This is a genomic window from Ruegeria sp. CDSB022, assembly GCF_059611145.1.
Map to the genome: position 1 here is coordinate 1 of NZ_JBXWOZ010000027.1, position 16,034 is coordinate 16,034.

The window sequence follows — 16,034 nt, forward strand, 5'->3', positions numbered from 1 at the left end:
CAGGTGCCCGAAGGTCTTCCTCTCAGCAATCGCCATCGCAGCTCTCGTCATCTATTGGCTATGAGTCCTGACCCTAGGCGCCAACAGTTCGACCAACCGGTTTCCTCGAACCGGACTTTCATGCAAAGCGCAGCATTTTCAACCGCTCAAGACCCAAAGCGCGCGCACAGCGGACTTCTGCCGACAGGTTACTGTCGTCTTCTGATCACATACTGATATCATCAAGCCCGGCAAAAGGTCTGATCTGTCCGGAGGAGCAGACGCTCGCTTAAATGCCGCGAATATTGGCATCGGACCCAGGTGAAATCAAAGTGCAACCGTGCATAACACCGCGCAGTTCGGCGAGGCCGCGCATTCTGCCTATGAGCGGGTAGCCGGGCTGGGAAGGACGAGTGAGATCGTTCAGCAAAGCGTGGCCATGGTCCGGGCGCATGGGAATCTCATAATCTGATCGCCCCTGATTGCGGCGCCGCGTTTCTTCGACCATCAAGGCGCGAATTGTTGCAACCATATCTGTGTCTCCTGCCAAATGTTCAGACTCGGAAAAACTATGGCGATTGCGGTCGCTTGAACCGTCCCGCACGGTATTGCGAAGATGTACAAAGTGGATCCGATGGCCGTGCTGAGCAATGAAGGATACTGGGTCGAAGTCTTCGGCAACACCCAATGACCCGGTGCATAGCGTTGCTCCGTTTGCCGGGCTGTCAACGGCATCCAACACGGTCGCGTAATCACTTTGCGACGACATGACCCGTGGAAGCCCAAGCAGTGGAAAAGGTGGGTCATCTGGATGGCAACAGAGCCGGACGCCGAGGTCTTCGGCCGTTGGAACAACCTCGGAAAGGAAATCAACCAGGTTGGAGCGGAGGGTTTCGGGCGTCACGCCAACATATGCCTCGAGGTTTCGTTTCACATCCTCAAGAGACCAATTGTCGTTCGCCCCCGGCAAACCAGCGACGATATTGTTCGACAGTTTCAGGCGATCTCCATCGCCCAGATCTGCAAACCGGGCCCGTGCGGCTTCTATGATCACCGCTGAATAATCTTGCTCCGCGCGTTGCCTGCATAGGATGAAACAATCGAACATGACAAAATCCAAGAGATCAAACCGCATTGCGTGCCCACCATGTGGCAGCGGATGGCTCAGGTCTGTGCGCGTCCAATCCAGCACTGGCATGAAGTTGTAGCAGACTGTGTGAATGCCACATTCGGCCAAATTACGTAGGCTTTCCTTGTACATTTCAAGGTGTTGCCTTACCGGGCCGGTTTGCGATTTGATCGCTTCGGACACCGGAACGCTTTCAACAACGTCCCAGGTCAATCCAGATGGAACGCCTCCGGGCTGCTCAATCTGTTGCTGCCGCTCTTTGATGTGCTCGACTGGCCAAACCTCTCCTGTTGGAACATGGTGCAAGGCTGAGACGATGCCGGTTGCACCGGTTTGCCTGATTTCACCAATGGAGATCGCATCAGAAGGACCAAACCAGCGCCAAGTCTGTTTCATGATCTTGCTACTCCTTGATCAAGACGTATCACTAACCCGTCTCATCCTTACCAAGATCTAAGTTAACCGGGACGAGTGCGCCTTTGTGACGGACGACATGGCCTGCCAGACGACACCCCTTGCGTATGCCTGTTGCCAAATCATCCTGCCTAACAACGCTTACCAAGACACCTGCATTGAAACTGTCCCCTGCCGCAGTGGTATCGACAATGCCCCTCGCTGGATCAACGCCTACCTCTCCACGTTGACCTGCTTTTTGAAAAACCACAGGCTGCGCGCTGTTCTTGACGACAATCTGATCGACACCAGCCTTTGCATACCGATCCAACGTCGCAATTGAATCGCCGTCCCCGAACCATACGGCTTCGTCATCATAAGATGGCAGAACGATATCGGATTGCGCAGCAGCTTTCATAACTGTGTCTGTCATTTCCTGCGGCGTAGACCAAAGCTGTGGTCTTAGATTTGTATCAAAGGCAACAGTCGTTCCGGATGCACGTGCACGACGCAACGCAATTAACAGAATTTCGCGTGATTGTGGATCGAGAATAGCGAGGGTTATTCCAGAAAAGTAGATTAAGTCTGCGCCCTTAACTGCCCGCCCGAGTGCAATCTCGTCGACCGCAAGTTGCCTGGCGGCAGAGTCGCTGCGCCAGTATGAAAAACTGCGCTCACCATTGCTGAGATGGATGAGATATAGCCCAATCGTTTTGCCCGCAATGACTTGGACGTGCGTGTCGGATATCCTGCTGTCTTTCATGAACGCCCGCAGATCCTGCGAAATCGCATCATCTCCGACAGCCGTCAGATAGTTGACGTCGATATCTGCGGCGATTTGTGCAAGATACCATGCTGTATTGAAGGTATCGCCCGCAAAACCAAGCTTGAATTCACCAACCCGTTCAGATGGGGCAAGTTCTGCCATGCATTCGCCGATTGCCAGTACACGCATATCAGTTACAGAAAATCATCGCGGCGGGGCGTGAAACTGTCGACCAATGTCCCAGGTTCCAGGCATGTGCAGCCATGGGTTTGGCCGGGCGGGATGACAAAACTTTCACCGGGGCCAAACTCTTGTTCGTGCTCACCCAACGTAAACCGAAATCGACCGCTTTCGACATAGGTCGCCTGCACATGCGGATGGCTGTGTAGGGCACCAATCGCCCCGGTCGCGTAAAACCGGAAGGCAACAACCATGAGGTCAGGATGATCAGATAGCACCTGCCGCGTGACATGTTCACCTGTAGAGACGATCGGGAAATTGGGCACAGGTTCTCTCCTTGCTTGTTAGGAAAACAGCATGCCACCGTTGAGATCAATGTTTGCGCCCGTGATGAAGGCACTGTCCTCGCAGGCCAGAAATAAAACGAGATTTGCAGCGTCATCAACATGACCCTGACGCTTTAGCGGTGCGTTGGCTTCAAAGCCGCGTCGACCAGCATCAGGTGTATGAACATTGTGAAAATCGGTATCGATCATGCCAGGACAAAGTGCATTCACACGAATGTCGGGGCCGACCTCTTTTGCCAAACCGCGTGTCATGGTCATGACCGCGCCCTTGGCTGTGGCATAGGCGACGGCACCCGGTCCACCACCATCGCGCCCGGCCTGACTGGCGAGATTGACGATAGTTCCAGACGTCATCCTGGACAGGCAAGCCTGCGTCATCAGGAATGTGCTGGTCAGATTCAGGCTCATCACGGCGTCCCAATGTTCAACAGACATTTCCGCAATGGTTTTGCGGGCGATCAGACCGCCTGCATTATTGACCAGAATATCGACGCCGCCAAAGGTTTCGACCGTGCGATACACAAGCGCGTCAACATCCGCCTTCTTGTTCAGGTCGCCCTGCACGGCAATCGCCTTACCGCCGTTGGCTTCGATTGCGGCAACAGCTTCATCCGCGCCGTTTGAGCTGGAAAAATAGTTGATCGCAACATTTGCGCCTTCAGAGGCGAGTTTGATCGCAACCGCGCGGCCAATATCACGGCCTCCTCCGGTCACGATGGCGGTCTTACCTGCAAGTTTCATGTCGATCCTTCCTATTGCAAAGCGCGAGCTTCGCTTTTGTCATGGGTCTAGTTTGGCCGCCTTCGGAATACGCTCAGAGCGCAAGTTGAGACGCCATTATCGGAACGCCCCCGGCATAACTGCCTTTGGGAGCCACAGAATGATTTCGGGGAATGCCGCCAACAGAATGAGGATGACCAGCATTGGGGCAAGGATAAGCACAACCTCACGCAGGACTTGCACAACGTTTAGGCCGCCGATCGCTGCAGAGATGAGCAAACACAAGCCGTATGGCGGTGTCACCAGCCCGAAGGCAAGCGAGACAATGCCGATGATAGCGAAGGCGATCGGATCAACCCCACCCGCCTGCGCCACGGGCATCAGAACCGTGCCAAGAATGATGATTGTCGGGATTGCATCGATGAACAGGCCAAAGAGAAGAAACAGAAGGGCAATCAAGATAGCCGTTCCAAATGCCCCGAACTCCCAAGCAGTCAGAACACTGACAATCAAGCGCGGCGCATCGTAGAACGACAGTAGCCATCCGAATGCCGAGGCGGTGCCGATCGCAAACAGAGAGATGGCTGCAAATCGTGCGGTGTCATAGAGGATCGTACCCAAATCTCTGACAGTGACCGTCCGATAGACAAACATGCCCAAGATCAGCGCATAACCCGCCGCTATGATTGCACTTTCAGTTGGTGTGACAAGACCACCTACAATACCGCCAATCACAAAGACCGGTGTCAAAAGGGCCAGTGCGGCGCCTTTCCAAGCGGCCCAGAACTCACCCCAGTTCGGCGTCGCCGTCACCGGGTAATTGCGGGCTTTTGCGAAACCATAGACCGTAGCCATCAAGGCGAGGCCAATCATCAGGCCTGGAATCGCGCCGCCCAAAAACAATGCGCCGACAGAGACCTGCATGACACCGCCCCAAACGATCATCAAAATCGACGGCGGGATGATGACCCCCATCACCGAAGAGCAGGCCGTGATAGCAACGGCAAACCGCGTGTCGTACCCCTCTTTCTGCATGGCTGGGATCAGGATTTTTCCGATACCCGCCGCATCTGCTGTGGAAGATCCGGAGATACCAGCGAACAGCATCGACACAGCGACATTTACATGACCCAATCCGCCGGGCATCCAGCCGGTTAGCACACGGGCCAGTTCGATCAGCCGGTCGGTTACTTTGCCGGAATTCATCAGGTTGGCCGCCAGTAGAAAGAATGGAACGGCCAATAAGATGAAGGAGTTATAGGATTGGAACATCCGATCCAGCACGATGAACGGGGTCAGCCGCAGCTCAAGCAACACAACCGGGAGGGTCGCCAAACCCAATGCGAATGCCACTGGGATGCGGATGAAAATCAGCACCAGAAAGCCAGCAATAAGCATCGTGGCGGCAGTTGCTGTATCGAGGATCATGTCTGGCTGCTCTCTCGGTTTAGATATTTCGCGATGGTTTCGGACAACCGGTAGCCTGACAGGAGAAACCAAAACCCTCCGGCAATCGGGACCGATACGTGCGTGATCGCGAGGTTTGCACGCATCATTACAGATCGTTGGTTGCCCCCAAATTCGGTGTATTCGATGCCGTAAAACAGGAAGAACGCCCCAAAAATCATGATGGCAACGTGAACGATGCCGTCTTGGAACAAACGTGGCAGCGGTCTCATTGCGTTGCGGGTAATTCGAACGTCAAAATGGGTGCCGTCCCAAACAGCGACAATAGACCCGATCATCACAATCCAGACGAACAGGAACGTCGCCAGTTCTTCGGTCCAAAGGTAAGTTGGGATCAAACCGGTGTAGCGAGAGACAACTTGCATCGCGACCGGTATCGCCAATGCCCCCATCATCACGCCAAGCAATATACGAAGCCCAGTGCAGAACCTATCCAGATATTTTCCAAGCATGTTCCACCCTACATCGCAATGTGACGCGCCAAGCGCATCGGAAATTGTGCCGACAGGCGAGCTTGAAGACTCACCCGCCCGTCAGCCGGGAGATTACATTCCGCGAACGTTATTCAGCAGCTCTGTCGCGCCCAGCTCTTCAGCATAGGCGTCTTGGACCGGCTGAACCAATTCCAGCATTTTCTCGCGGCCCTCGAACTCATGCACTTCGATCTGACCTGCGTCGATCATCGCCTGAAGTTTTTCACCATCCTGACCGCTCTCCAACGCGCGGCCAAAAGCACCGGCCTCAGCGCCGGCATCCATGATGGCGGCTTGCAGGTTCTCAGGCAGTTCATCGAAGATTTTTGCTGACATCACAATTGGGCGCACGGTGATCGTGTGCTGGGTCAATGAAACATGAGGCGCAACTTCGTAGAACTTCAGGTTCTGGATTGAGGCGGCTTCATTTTCGAACCCAGCGATAACGCCTGTTTGAATTGCGTTATAGACTTCGTTGTAGGCGATGGCAGATGGTGCCGCACCAACAGCAGAGAAAGTTTGCGCCTGAATTGGGGCCCCCATGACGCGCATGCGGTGTCCGGCAAGTTCATCCATGTTTGTGATGGGCTCGGCTGAGGCCAGGTTCCGCACACCGCCGCCATGATACCCGACGATCACGATACCTGCAGCTTCGCGCAGATCGTCCTCAAGGGGTTTCAGCGCATCCGACGAAAGGACCGCATCCCAGTGTTCAAGATCACGGAACAGGAAAGGCATATCCATCAAAGGAATGGACTCTGAAAACACCGCCATGTTGGACGGGGCAAGGATCGTATAATCTACGGCGACACCTTGGTTGAGGTAGGTGACGTAATCGGATTCAACCCCAAGCTCACCATTCAGGCGCAGATCAAATTCGACCTCGCCATCATATTTCTCTGCGACCAGTCGTTCAAACTCGCGCAAGGTTTTAGTGAATGCATGTTCTTCATCAAACATGCTTGCCCCGCGCAATGTGACATCAGCTTGCGCGGTCGAAACCCCGCCCAACAAAACAGCCGTCACAGCCAACGTCTTTAGTGAAAAATTGAACATTCTATCCTCCCAGATCAGGTTCAGGTCTTGTTTTCTTCCAGTCGTCTTTGACCGGCGATCGTGTTCGAAACCTTACAAGTGGTCACGCCAGATCAGCCTTCACCCCAATTTGGATGATCTGATTTCCTCCCAGCTAGCACACTTGCTCCGCCCTCGTTGATGGGCACACCCAACACGATTACTGGGATACTAGTCAACATAATTCTTCTAGATGCTATTTAAATATGTGATATTTTCCTTTTAGAACAATGAATATAATGTAACCTAGTATCCTAATTTGCTCTATTAATTCTCTCTCTGATCTGCCACAATGTCGCCAAACAGAGGTTGGAAAACAAAAAATGGCAGCTTTGGGAACCCTTGAACGTACGACGAGTAGCGATGTCGTCTTTGACGAACTGTTTGGACAAATCACCCGCCTGGAGCTGCTTCCAGGGACAAAGATATCCGAAACGGATGTTGCGAAATCATTCGGGTTTTCACGCCAGCCTGTGCGCGAGGCTTTCACGCGACTTTCCAACCTCAATCTCCTTTTGGTGCGGCCACAACGCGCGACAGTTGTTCGACCGTTCTCACGCCAGCTCATCGCGAATGCCCGCTTTGTGCGTGCCGCAGTCGAATTGGAAGTCATCCGCACTGCCGTGTCAGATCGCGACAAGTCGGTAGACGCGGCATTAAAAGCTAACCTTCGTGAACAGGCGGATGCAATCTCAGCAGAAGATGTCAATTTGTTCCATGATCTGGACTACCAGTTTCACAAACTGCTTTGCGCCTCGGCCAAACAGGCGTTTGCGTTTGAAATCATCGCCGAAAACAAAGCGCAGGTTGACCGCCTTTGCATGCTGGCATTAACCAGCAAAGAAGCAATGGATGATTTGTATCTGGATCATCAATCTCTTTTAAAGGCCCTGTTCAGCGGGGATGCGTGGGCGGCGGATCAAGTTCTTCGTACGCATCTTGACCGTTTGACGCCAACCATTCAGGCAATCTACACAACGCATAACGCATACTTTGATGAATAGGTAGCTAGATATCGGATGGCTTTTCGCCTCATCGCCCTAGTCTAAATTCATACATATTAGGTCGTGTTGACAAAAGGGATTCACAACGACCTCTGATCGTTATTCAAGCCGGTATCTGCGATGGAGGCCAGCTTGGCACGAAATCTAATGCCGGACGAGGAGTGGGCGTTCTTTGAACGGTTCATCCTTTCGGTCCGTGCCCCGAATGGGCGCAAACCTACCAATCATCGCCTTGTTCTTGATGGTGTTTTCTGGATTGCGTGTACAGGTGCCCCGCGGCGAGACTTGCCTGAGGAGTTTGGGAAGGGGTCGAGTGTCTACCGACAGTACCGGCGCTGGACTCTCGCGGGGCTCTGGGAACAGATTCCGGAAGCCTTGACCGAGAGCAAGATCGTTCCTGACGCTCTTCAAATGGTCGACAGTACAGTGGTTCGTGCCCATCATCAGGCAGCGGGCGCAAAAGGGGGACTCCGCAACAGGGTTTTGGCCGCTCAAAAGGCGGCTTCACGACCAAGACCCACCTCCGGGTAAATGCCGCTGGGCTGCCGATGAGAATTGACATCACACCCGGCCAGACATCGGACTATCTTGGATTTGATCGGGTTATGGACGACAACCTGCCGGAGCCAGTCGTGCTGCTGGCCGACAAACGTTACGATGCCGACCGTATTCGCACCGAACTGCACAGCCGAAGCATTCGACCGGTGATCCCAATGCGAAAGTCCCGAAAGAGGCGCGTTGGGTTGGATTGGCCTCTCTACCGGCTAAGAAACCTGGTCGAGAGATGTTTCAACAAACTTATGAATGCTCGGCGGGTGGCTACCCGCTAAGATAAGACAGCCGAAAGCTTTCTCGGCTTCGTGGATATCACTTCAATCCGCCTCTGGATCCGCCAATTGTCAACATGACCTAGCAGTCGATAACAACTGCATTGTTGCGCATTGCGATGCCGGTGGAGCAGGAGCCATCCACCCAATCTCCTCCGACGGGCCTCACTGCAGCATCGCTAATCCTCGGGCAATGGTAGCAACGGGCCGTCCACAATCTGTGTAGGGCAGGCGGTCAACCGATGCCGTATCGCATCTGAGGTCCGTTCATGGCCCAAAACGACCAATGCTGCAGAGCGCAGCAATGTCTGTTTTTGAACGTGCTCAAGTCCTAACGGACAAAAGCCAGTGTCAGGACGAAGGGTTGCGCATTGGTTTATTGAACCAATCGCTTGGACAAAATCTGGACTGCCGCTTCAAACCTTTGCGGGTCCTGTGCCACTCGGGCTGCCAGTTGTGCGCCCTCGAGCAAAGGCAGTGTTGCGGCGGCTTCTGCTGCCGGATCGGCAACATGTAGGATCGTTCCATCGCCCTGACCCAGTGAAAATACCCTCGCAAGCCATTCGGTCATCATTGTGCGAAAACGGTTCATCTCGGCAATCGTGTCTGCTGACAGATTTTCTGTGCTGGTCGAAAAAGACACGCACAGGCACAAGCTTTGACCACCTTCAAGTGCGCCACGATACCGCTTGATCAAAGCGGCCAAGCGCGTCGCCCCTGTTGCATGGTCTTGATCAATCTCGCCACAGGCGGTTTCCAAATCTGAATAATACCGCTGCATCAGCGCGACGGCCAAAGCTGCCTTGCTGGCGAAATGATGGTGAATGCTGGCCTTTGTGATTCCGACGTCGGCGGCCAGGTCGGCATAGCTGAACCCATCAAAGCCACGCCTGCGCGCGGCCCGTTCAGCCGAATTGAGCAGAGTTGTCTTGGTGTCGGTCGCCATGTGTTATCCAAGATTTTGGTCGTTTAGGCTGTGTAGGACATTCTCTGCCGCTTCCAAAGCACCTTCGATATAGCCGCCGAAAACCGGGGCGACCTCTGTTCCTGCGAAATGCAGCTTTCCGTTCCACAGATTGCTCATCGCCTTCGGTAGACCGTATGTCGGATGGGCATATAGAGGTACCTTATCCGCCTCAGTTGCAGTGTAAGGATCAATGGCCCAGTCTTTCAAGTAGAGCTTTCGGGGCTCGGCGGCTTCAGGCCCGAACAACCGTGTTAATTGAGCGTGCAGGTGCTGACGCAGCAGTTGTTCGTCCGCGCGACCTTGGGGCGGTACACCGATGAAGCCAAATAGCGCGTATGGTCCGCCCTCAGGGGGGGATGCATCATGGATTTCGACCATCGGTCCTTTCCGGCTCATTGCATCACCGGACAGTCCTTGTTTGCGCCAGAATGGTTTGTCGTACACCGCAACAGCCTTGGCCTGACCTGCCATCCATGTCGCGATGCCTTTCATGGTTTGGGCGGCTTCGGCAGACAATGCGGGCGAAAATGCGATTTCGGCCGCAACACGTGGGGGCACAGCGAGGACAGCTTGATCCGCGTGGATCTGTTCGCCCTTTGCCGTTGTTGCAATGAATTGATCGCCGGACATGTCAAGTTTAACAACCGGCGCGTTTAGCTGTTTGCGATGATCCGGCAGGCAGTTGGCCAATGCGTCTGTCAGAGCAGCCAACCCTCCCTTTAGCCGCCATGACCCTTCCATTGATGAAAAACCCTGCCCGCGTTGCACGTTGCCATGTTCATCCTCAAAGGTCTGAGCGCCCTCGGCGAATTGGTCGAACTTTGTCAGACCAAACCGATCAATCAGAGCTGCAATACGTGGCTGGCCCGGCCAGAACCAGGCAGGCCCCATGTCAAAGTAGCCTGCCTCCAGATGCTGCGTCATGATTCGCCCGCCAAACCGCGGGCGGGCCTCAATCAGCATATAGTCGCGCCCTTGCGCCTCAAGACGTTCGGCTAAGACAAGTCCTGACAACCCGCCGCCGACAATCAGCGTTTGCATGCGCTAGAACCCTTCGGATGCCGGGCGCAGATCTAGCTCGTGCGTCCATGTGGATTTGGGTTGGCGGGCGAGGCTACAGTAGGCCTCTGCGATGTCCTCGGGCTTCATCATCTTGCCCGGATCAAGGTTGTGCAGGTCCCGAGATCGCGCTGTATCAATGATACCGTCCAGAATCGCGTGGCAGACATGAACACCTGCTGGTTGATACTCCCGTGCAAGCGATTGCGTCAGGCCGCGCAAGGCGAATTTTGCGCTGGCAAAGGCCGAGAATCTTGTACCACCCCGCAAGGACGCTGTGGCGCCAGATACAATGAACGTACCACCGCCAGCGCGGACCATCGGTTGCAGTGTCGATTGGGCAAGCAAAATGGCAGACTGCACCATCGATCCCCACGTGCGTTGATAATCAGCAAGCCGGGTTTCTGCGAAAGGCGCGATGATCAGTTCGCTCGTGTTGTGGATCACAACCTTGGGCGGGCCATGTTCTGCGATAACCTGTGCCAGGATGCTGGGAACGGCACTCTCGTCCGTCAGGTCCATTTCAAAGAACTGGCCAATCACCGTTTCAGGTTGCGTACGTCCCAAGCCAACGGCAGCAAAGCCATCTTTTGTGAAACGGGACAACAGGGACTGACCAAGGCCAGCCCCCGCGCCGGCCACAAGGACCAAAGGTTTTTCAACACTCATCAGACGGCAGGCGGTTTGGCGTGGGGCAAATGACCCGTCTTGATCCACAGCTTTGCCCCATCAGGGCCAGCCGTTGCAGACAGTTGATCGCCTTCCGGCAGTCGCAGCCATGCTCCTTTTTCAAGCGTATCGCTGCCTTCGGTGACGGAACCGGCAATCACCAGCATTTCGATCCCACCCACATCGGTATTTTCCAGTGTCGCGCCTGCATCAAGGTGGCTGTAGATAACTGTTTCACGCGCATCACGGTGTAGTTCAGCCGTTGCGACACCATCCACAGGATCGGTCAGTTCTTCGGCCATGGTTTTGCGAAACTGATTGCGGTCGGCCATGTCGAACTGCCACAGCTTTACAAAGATCGTGCAGCCCGGCTCTGACCCCGGCGTATGTGCAGTGGTGGGAGGATTGCGCACATATGTCCCTTCGGGGAAGTCGCCATGTTCGTCCTGAAATACACCATCAAGCACGATGAATTCTTCGCCACCTGTATGGGTGTGTTCCGAAAATTTGCTGCCCGGCGCATAGCGCACAATCGTCGTGGCACGGGCAACTTCGCCGCCGATGCGGTCCAACATACGCCGATCCACACCGGGCATAGGCGAAGCGTTCCACTCAAGCTGTTCAGAATGAACAACCACGCGTGTTTTAAAGTCTGCGTTCAGTTCCATGTTTTTCCTTTCGGCTTGAGTGGTATCGCGTCCTTAACCTGCGATGCTGGGCCGTGCCGAGACCTTTGCACGCCATGCCGTCAGATTGGAGAGTGTCTCTGGAATGTCGACCTTGGCAAAGTCCGCAAAGGCAAGACCGGCAAACGCTGTGATATCAGCAACCGAAAACTCAGAACCAGCCAGATATTCATTGTCAGCCAGAACTTCATCCAAGTAAGCCATTGTCTGACCAGCAACTTGCTTTTGCTTGTTGCCCCATTCAGCACATTGATAGGTCTCAAGGTCTGGACCAAGGCCTGGTGTGGCATGGTGAAAGTAGGTTCCCACAGCATTCAGCAGACCATTTTCTGCACGCAGGTTCATCATCGAAATTTGCGCACGTTGTTTTGGTGTCTCTCCGGTCAGCGACGGGCCTTCGAAATGGTTGTCGATATATTCTGTAATCGCATTGCACTGCGAAATATGTGTACCGTCCGCCAACTCAAGGCAGGGCACAACGGCATCAGGGTTCTTGGCTTTAAAGGCCTCGGTGCGATGTTCGCCACCCATCACGTCAACCGGAACGAATTGGACCTGGTCTGTTGCGCCTTTTTCAGCAAGCGCAATGCGCACACGTGCGGGGTTTGGGAATCCCTCAGTATCATAGATTTTCATGTCGTCACTCCTTGTGAACTGACACCTATCTACTAGTAGGTAGGTATCTTGGGCAAGATGTATTTTGGTCGTTGCGATAACAAGGTTGTTACGATGATAAGTTTAGCAGCGTCTGGATTTGATGCCAGCTTCCTTCGAAGCGGTCATTTGTGTCGTCCTAATGAATAACAATAAAGTCCCGCAAAATGATGTTGTTGCATGGATCGCCGAGCCGCGATATCGCCGCCGCTCACTCTGACGCAAGCGGCGATACATCCCTACAAATTCAACAATGCCCGTCGCAACAAGTTTCCCAAGGCTACGTATCGTGTTACGAACTGCTCGGAATACGACGAAAGTCTCCGGCGTCGAGGTGATGTGACGATCTGGGTTTCTGATGATGTTGTGAAGAACTGGGCTTCGCCACGCCGCAAGACACGCGGCGGTCAATCGCTTTATTCAGATCTGGCAATCGAGATCAGTCTCACTCTGCGGGTCGTGTTTCGACTTCCGCTCAGACAAACTCAGAGTTTCATGCGGTCGATTGCCAGGCTGATGGGCATTGACCTCGTAGTACCGGACTTCTCGACCTTGTCGCGACACGGTAAGCGGATGAAGATTGTCCAAAACCGGCGAGACGCAAATAAGCCAATCACCCTCATTGTGGACAGCACAGGCCTGAAAGTGCGTGGCGACAAGGGCTGGCATGGAGAAAAACACGGCATCAGGGAGGCGCGCAAAACATGGCGCAAGCTCCACATCAGGCTTGGCCCGGAAACCGGTGATATCGCTGCAACGGAATTGACCACCGAACACGTGGGCAATGAAACGGCACTGCCAGATTTGCTAGCTGACATGGATGTTGATGTGAACCGCTTTCTGGCGGATGGAGCATATGACGGCCAATGTGTTGCAGACTGTCTGTTGGACAAGTTCGGATCCAGGATTGAGATCATTATACCCCCACCTAAAAACGCGGTTCGCGGCGAGAATGCACGGCGCAATCAACACATCGATACCATCGCTGAACATGGCAGAATGAACTGGTAAAGTGAGACGGGAGACAACCAGCGATCAGGGGTTGTAGCCTAGATCGGCAGATGGAAACAAGTTATCGGCGATCGCCTGCAAGCGTGTGATCTCGACCGGCAAATAGCTGAAGCGAAAATTGCATCAAAAGCGCTCAACCGCATGACATCTCTCAATCGTGCGGAGTACGAACGCGTCTTCTAACGTGATGGGGTATGGGGCAAATTCGTCTCAAACTGATCCATGCAACTCGGTCGTGGAATGCCACAACGGAAATCTGGCGCCTAGTCCAACCGCCGATACCTGGGCATCAAAAAAGCTGTCAGTAGAACCCATAAAATTGTAACACCCCGCCATCAATCTTTGCCCACCGCAATAGTCCCACTTGCCTTCCCTACCAATCCACTTATGAAGTTCAATCAGTTGACCTAGGGGAAAGATTGCGATGCGCATGCGCGATACGTTCATCAAACCGATGCACCCGGAAGGTATTCGGTTTGTCGCGATCTTTGCCGCCATTACGGTCGGTCTGTTTCTACTGTCTAACGTTCTGGGCTGGATTGGTGTCGGCCTCACGATCTGGTGCTACTATTTCTTTCGCGACCCGAAACGTGTGCCACCCACTGGAGAAGGGTTGATCGTCAGCCCAGCGGACGGGGTGGTTTCGCTGATCGAAGCGGCGGTGCCGCCGAACGAGCTTGGGATGCCTAACACGCCTCTCACCCGTGTCAGTGTGTTCATGAGTGTCTTCAACTGTCATGTGAACCGCACGCCAATTGAAGGTGAGATTACCGCTGTTGCATATCGCCCCGGCAAGTTTTTCAACGCATCCCTGGACAAGGCCAGTGCTGATAATGAGCGCAACAGCCTGCGCATTCGTATGAAAAACGGTCAGGATCTGGCTGTTGTCCAGATTGCCGGCCTCGTGGCCAGACGGATCGTCTGCTTCGTGAAGCCAGGCGCAGCGATGCAAACTGGCGAACGATTTGGATTGATCCGCTTCGGGTCTCGGCTGGATGTTTATCTTCCTGATGGCGTGGTCCTACAAGTGCGTGTAGGGCAAACGATGATTGCGGGCGAAACCGTCCTTGCCAGTTTGCCCACCCTTGAAGAAAAGTAGGTAACTGGATCAGTGGCAAAACCATCCAAACAGGAAGAGACCGAGTTTGCGCTGATCCACTTGTTGCCCAATGCGTTGACCATAACGGCCATATGCGCGGGCCTGTCGGCAATCAGATTTGGCGTTCAGGGCAATTACGTGCTCGCTGTCCAGTTGATAATTGCCGCCTGTGTGCTGGATGGGCTGGATGGCCGTATTGCGCGCCTTCTCAGCAGTGACAGCAAACTGGGGGCCGAACTGGACTCACTTGCAGATTTCTTGAACTTCGGGGTCGCCCCACCGCTCGTTCTTTATTTCTGGGCCTTGCAGGATATACGCAGTGCGGCTTGGATTGCGGTTCTGTTTTTTGCGGTGTGCTGCGTCATGCGACTTGCCCGGTTCAATGTGGGCGGCAAATCCGAAACCTGCGATCAAGATGGGGCCTATTTCGAGGGAGTCCCCGCCCCTGCAGGGGCGCTGCTTGTCATGTTGCCAATGTATCTGTCCTTCGCCTTCGCCGAAGCCCCTTTGCTGCCCAGTATATTGATTTGCCTTTATATGGTGATCATAGGTCTTCTGCTTATCAGCCAAATACCGACCTGGTCATTCAAGACGACGCGAATCTCGCGCGAGAACGCAAAGTTTTTTCTCATCGGTGTCGCTGTTGCGGGGGCCGCATTGCTGACTTTCGCCTGGGCTACGTTGATTGTGCTTTGTTTCGGATATGTGGGTACGGTCGCCTGGGCGTGGCTCGACAGGGGAATACCTTCTAACCGTTAAGGACTCGATATGGACATCAAAGCCGTTCAAACTTCCTATGCTCGCTGGGCCCCCATCTACGACAAGACGTTTGGGGCAGTTACCAATGTCGGGCGGCAGCAGGCGGTTGATTTTATCAATAGACGTCCAGGCAAAGTTCTGGAGGTTGGCGTAGGCACCGGACTTTCGCTGGAACATTACGGGCCCGAAACGCAAGTGACCGGAATCGATTTCAGTGAGGACATGCTGCAAAAGGCGCGCGACAAAGCAAAAGATCTATCGCTGGACCATGTTGCCGAGCTGAGGCAAATGGATGCCCGCACGCTTTATTTTCCCGACAACTATTTCGATACGGTTGCGGCAATGCACGTGCTATCCGTCGTACCGGAACCGGAAAGGGTAATGGCGGAAATAGCGCGGGTCTGTAAACCGGGTGGAAAAGTAGTGATTACCAACCATTTCCAACGAAAGCGGGGGTTGCTCGCATCCTTGGAACGCGCGATTGCTCCGGTCGCAAATACGATTGGCTGGCATTCTGATTTCGATATTGAAACAGTGCTGCAAGAGGATGCGCTTGCCGTAGAGGAGCAAAGAACCCTTCCACCTCTGGGGATGATGACATTTTTGGTACTGAAAAAATCAGTTGTCACGTAACTGTTCGGTAAAAGAACTGGGTACGGCTGCAAACAGGAAACTGAGAAACACCAGCTTTTCTTGAGCCTCCCCAACTGAACTGGTCCCCCTTTATGTTTAGGAAACGGAGGACCTAGAATGGCAAACAAGAGACCGAAG

17 protein-coding genes and 1 pseudogene are annotated in these 16,034 nt (G+C 53.9%); 6 read left to right on the plus strand and 12 right to left on the minus strand.

Annotated elements, in window-relative coordinates; translation table 11 throughout:
* Positions 1-268: 268 nt before the first annotated feature.
* The 7 genes from uxuA to AC2FIZ_RS20240 form a co-directional block, all read right to left on the minus strand.
* Positions 269-1,504 (minus strand): mannonate dehydratase, encoded by a 1,236-nt coding sequence (uxuA, locus tag AC2FIZ_RS20210; protein WP_142640364.1) that lies wholly within the window; start codon positions 1,502-1,504, stop codon positions 269-271.
* Positions 1,505-1,535: 31 nt separating this feature from the next.
* Positions 1,536-2,456, minus strand: coding sequence for a sugar kinase (locus AC2FIZ_RS20215; protein ID WP_281973966.1), 921 nt, complete (start codon positions 2,454-2,456; stop codon positions 1,536-1,538).
* 5 nt (positions 2,457-2,461) lie between these two features.
* Positions 2,462-2,773: a cupin domain-containing protein gene (locus AC2FIZ_RS20220; RefSeq protein ID WP_281973965.1), complete on the minus strand. Its 312-nt coding sequence runs from the start codon at positions 2,771-2,773 to the stop codon at positions 2,462-2,464.
* Positions 2,774-2,791: 18 nt separating this feature from the next.
* Entirely contained in the window at positions 2,792-3,535 is a 744-nt protein-coding gene (locus AC2FIZ_RS20225) for an SDR family NAD(P)-dependent oxidoreductase (RefSeq protein ID WP_271952733.1), read from the minus strand.
* 96 nt (positions 3,536-3,631) lie between these two features.
* Entirely contained in the window at positions 3,632-4,942 is a 1,311-nt protein-coding gene (locus AC2FIZ_RS20230; RefSeq protein WP_271952730.1) for a TRAP transporter large permease, read from the minus strand.
* Positions 4,939-5,433 (minus strand): TRAP transporter small permease, encoded by a 495-nt coding sequence (locus AC2FIZ_RS20235; RefSeq protein ID WP_282027911.1) that lies wholly within the window; start codon positions 5,431-5,433, stop codon positions 4,939-4,941. The genes AC2FIZ_RS20230 and AC2FIZ_RS20235 overlap by 4 nt, the downstream gene beginning before the upstream one ends.
* A 93-nt stretch (positions 5,434-5,526) precedes the next feature.
* Entirely contained in the window at positions 5,527-6,510 is a 984-nt protein-coding gene (locus tag AC2FIZ_RS20240; RefSeq protein WP_282027912.1) for a TRAP transporter substrate-binding protein, read from the minus strand.
* Positions 6,511-6,851: 341 nt separating this feature from the next.
* Here AC2FIZ_RS20240 and AC2FIZ_RS20245 point away from each other — a divergent pair, with 341 nt between their 5' ends.
* Complete coding sequence (locus AC2FIZ_RS20245; protein WP_271952726.1) at positions 6,852-7,532, plus strand: GntR family transcriptional regulator; 681 nt, start codon at positions 6,852-6,854, stop codon at positions 7,530-7,532.
* A 120-nt stretch (positions 7,533-7,652) separates the two neighbouring features.
* Positions 7,653-8,440, plus strand: a pseudogene (locus tag AC2FIZ_RS20250) (IS5 family transposase).
* Between the two features lie 295 nt (positions 8,441-8,735).
* Here AC2FIZ_RS20250 and AC2FIZ_RS20255 read toward each other — a convergent pair.
* The 5 genes from AC2FIZ_RS20255 to AC2FIZ_RS20275 are packed head-to-tail and all read right to left on the minus strand — an operon-like array spanning position 8,736 to position 12,376.
* Positions 8,736-9,305: a TetR/AcrR family transcriptional regulator gene (locus AC2FIZ_RS20255; RefSeq protein WP_142640372.1), complete on the minus strand. Its 570-nt coding sequence runs from the start codon at positions 9,303-9,305 to the stop codon at positions 8,736-8,738.
* Positions 9,306-9,308: 3 nt separating this feature from the next.
* Positions 9,309-10,367, minus strand: coding sequence for a flavin monoamine oxidase family protein (locus AC2FIZ_RS20260; protein WP_496690610.1), 1,059 nt, complete (start codon positions 10,365-10,367; stop codon positions 9,309-9,311).
* Between the two features lie 3 nt (positions 10,368-10,370).
* A complete protein-coding gene (locus AC2FIZ_RS20265) occupies positions 10,371-11,054 on the minus strand; it encodes an SDR family NAD(P)-dependent oxidoreductase (RefSeq protein ID WP_271952722.1) in 684 nt (227 codons plus the stop codon).
* Positions 11,054-11,722: a cupin domain-containing protein gene (locus tag AC2FIZ_RS20270; protein ID WP_496791579.1), complete on the minus strand. Its 669-nt coding sequence runs from the start codon at positions 11,720-11,722 to the stop codon at positions 11,054-11,056. The genes AC2FIZ_RS20265 and AC2FIZ_RS20270 overlap by 1 nt, the downstream gene beginning before the upstream one ends.
* 33 nt (positions 11,723-11,755) lie before the next feature.
* Positions 11,756-12,376, minus strand: coding sequence for a glutathione S-transferase family protein (locus AC2FIZ_RS20275; RefSeq protein ID WP_085822351.1), 621 nt, complete (start codon positions 12,374-12,376; stop codon positions 11,756-11,758).
* A 198-nt stretch (positions 12,377-12,574) separates the two neighbouring features.
* On the opposite strand from AC2FIZ_RS20275, the gene AC2FIZ_RS20280 reads away from it, so the two are divergent.
* The 4 genes from AC2FIZ_RS20280 to AC2FIZ_RS20295 all read left to right on the plus strand — a co-directional run bounded on the left by AC2FIZ_RS20280 (position 12,575) and on the right by AC2FIZ_RS20295 (position 15,896).
* A complete protein-coding gene (locus AC2FIZ_RS20280) occupies positions 12,575-13,405 on the plus strand; it encodes an IS5 family transposase (RefSeq protein WP_281996137.1) in 831 nt (276 codons plus the stop codon).
* Between the two features lie 424 nt (positions 13,406-13,829).
* Positions 13,830-14,504 (plus strand): phosphatidylserine decarboxylase, encoded by a 675-nt coding sequence (locus AC2FIZ_RS20285; RefSeq protein WP_496791581.1) that lies wholly within the window; start codon positions 13,830-13,832, stop codon positions 14,502-14,504.
* A gap of 12 nt (positions 14,505-14,516) precedes the next feature.
* On the plus strand, positions 14,517-15,263 hold the full coding sequence (gene pssA / locus AC2FIZ_RS20290; RefSeq protein ID WP_281973961.1) for a CDP-diacylglycerol--serine O-phosphatidyltransferase: 747 nt from the start codon (positions 14,517-14,519) through the stop codon (positions 15,261-15,263).
* Positions 15,264-15,272: 9 nt separating this feature from the next.
* Positions 15,273-15,896, plus strand: a complete 624-nt coding sequence (locus AC2FIZ_RS20295) for a class I SAM-dependent methyltransferase (RefSeq protein WP_271952711.1) — start codon at positions 15,273-15,275, stop codon at positions 15,894-15,896.
* The last annotated feature ends 138 nt before the right edge of the window (positions 15,897-16,034 follow it).

Coding starts and splice junctions, on each gene's coding strand:
- AC2FIZ_RS20275 (WP_085822351.1), bottom strand. CDS start 12,376: ATGAAAATCTATGATACTGAGGGATTCCCAAACCCCGCACGTGTGCGC.
- AC2FIZ_RS20255 (WP_142640372.1), bottom strand. CDS start 9,305: ATGGCGACCGACACCAAGACAACTCTGCTCAATTCGGCTGAACGGGCC.
- uxuA (WP_142640364.1), bottom strand. CDS start 1,504: ATGAAACAGACTTGGCGCTGGTTTGGTCCTTCTGATGCGATCTCCATT.
- AC2FIZ_RS20240 (WP_282027912.1), bottom strand. CDS start 6,510: ATGTTCAATTTTTCACTAAAGACGTTGGCTGTGACGGCTGTTTTGTTG.
- AC2FIZ_RS20225 (WP_271952733.1), bottom strand. CDS start 3,535: ATGAAACTTGCAGGTAAGACCGCCATCGTGACCGGAGGAGGCCGTGAT.
- AC2FIZ_RS20285 (WP_496791581.1), top strand. CDS start 13,830: ATGCGCATGCGCGATACGTTCATCAAACCGATGCACCCGGAAGGTATT.
- AC2FIZ_RS20270 (WP_496791579.1), bottom strand. CDS start 11,722: ATGGAACTGAACGCAGACTTTAAAACACGCGTGGTTGTTCATTCTGAA.
- AC2FIZ_RS20235 (WP_282027911.1), bottom strand. CDS start 5,433: ATGCTTGGAAAATATCTGGATAGGTTCTGCACTGGGCTTCGTATATTG.
- AC2FIZ_RS20260 (WP_496690610.1), bottom strand. CDS start 10,367: ATGCAAACGCTGATTGTCGGCGGCGGGTTGTCAGGACTTGTCTTAGCC.
- AC2FIZ_RS20280 (WP_281996137.1), top strand. CDS start 12,575: ATGGATCGCCGAGCCGCGATATCGCCGCCGCTCACTCTGACGCAAGCG.
- AC2FIZ_RS20295 (WP_271952711.1), top strand. CDS start 15,273: ATGGACATCAAAGCCGTTCAAACTTCCTATGCTCGCTGGGCCCCCATC.
- AC2FIZ_RS20215 (WP_281973966.1), bottom strand. CDS start 2,456: ATGCGTGTACTGGCAATCGGCGAATGCATGGCAGAACTTGCCCCATCT.
- AC2FIZ_RS20245 (WP_271952726.1), top strand. CDS start 6,852: ATGGCAGCTTTGGGAACCCTTGAACGTACGACGAGTAGCGATGTCGTC.
- AC2FIZ_RS20265 (WP_271952722.1), bottom strand. CDS start 11,054: ATGAGTGTTGAAAAACCTTTGGTCCTTGTGGCCGGCGCGGGGGCTGGC.
- AC2FIZ_RS20230 (WP_271952730.1), bottom strand. CDS start 4,942: ATGATCCTCGATACAGCAACTGCCGCCACGATGCTTATTGCTGGCTTT.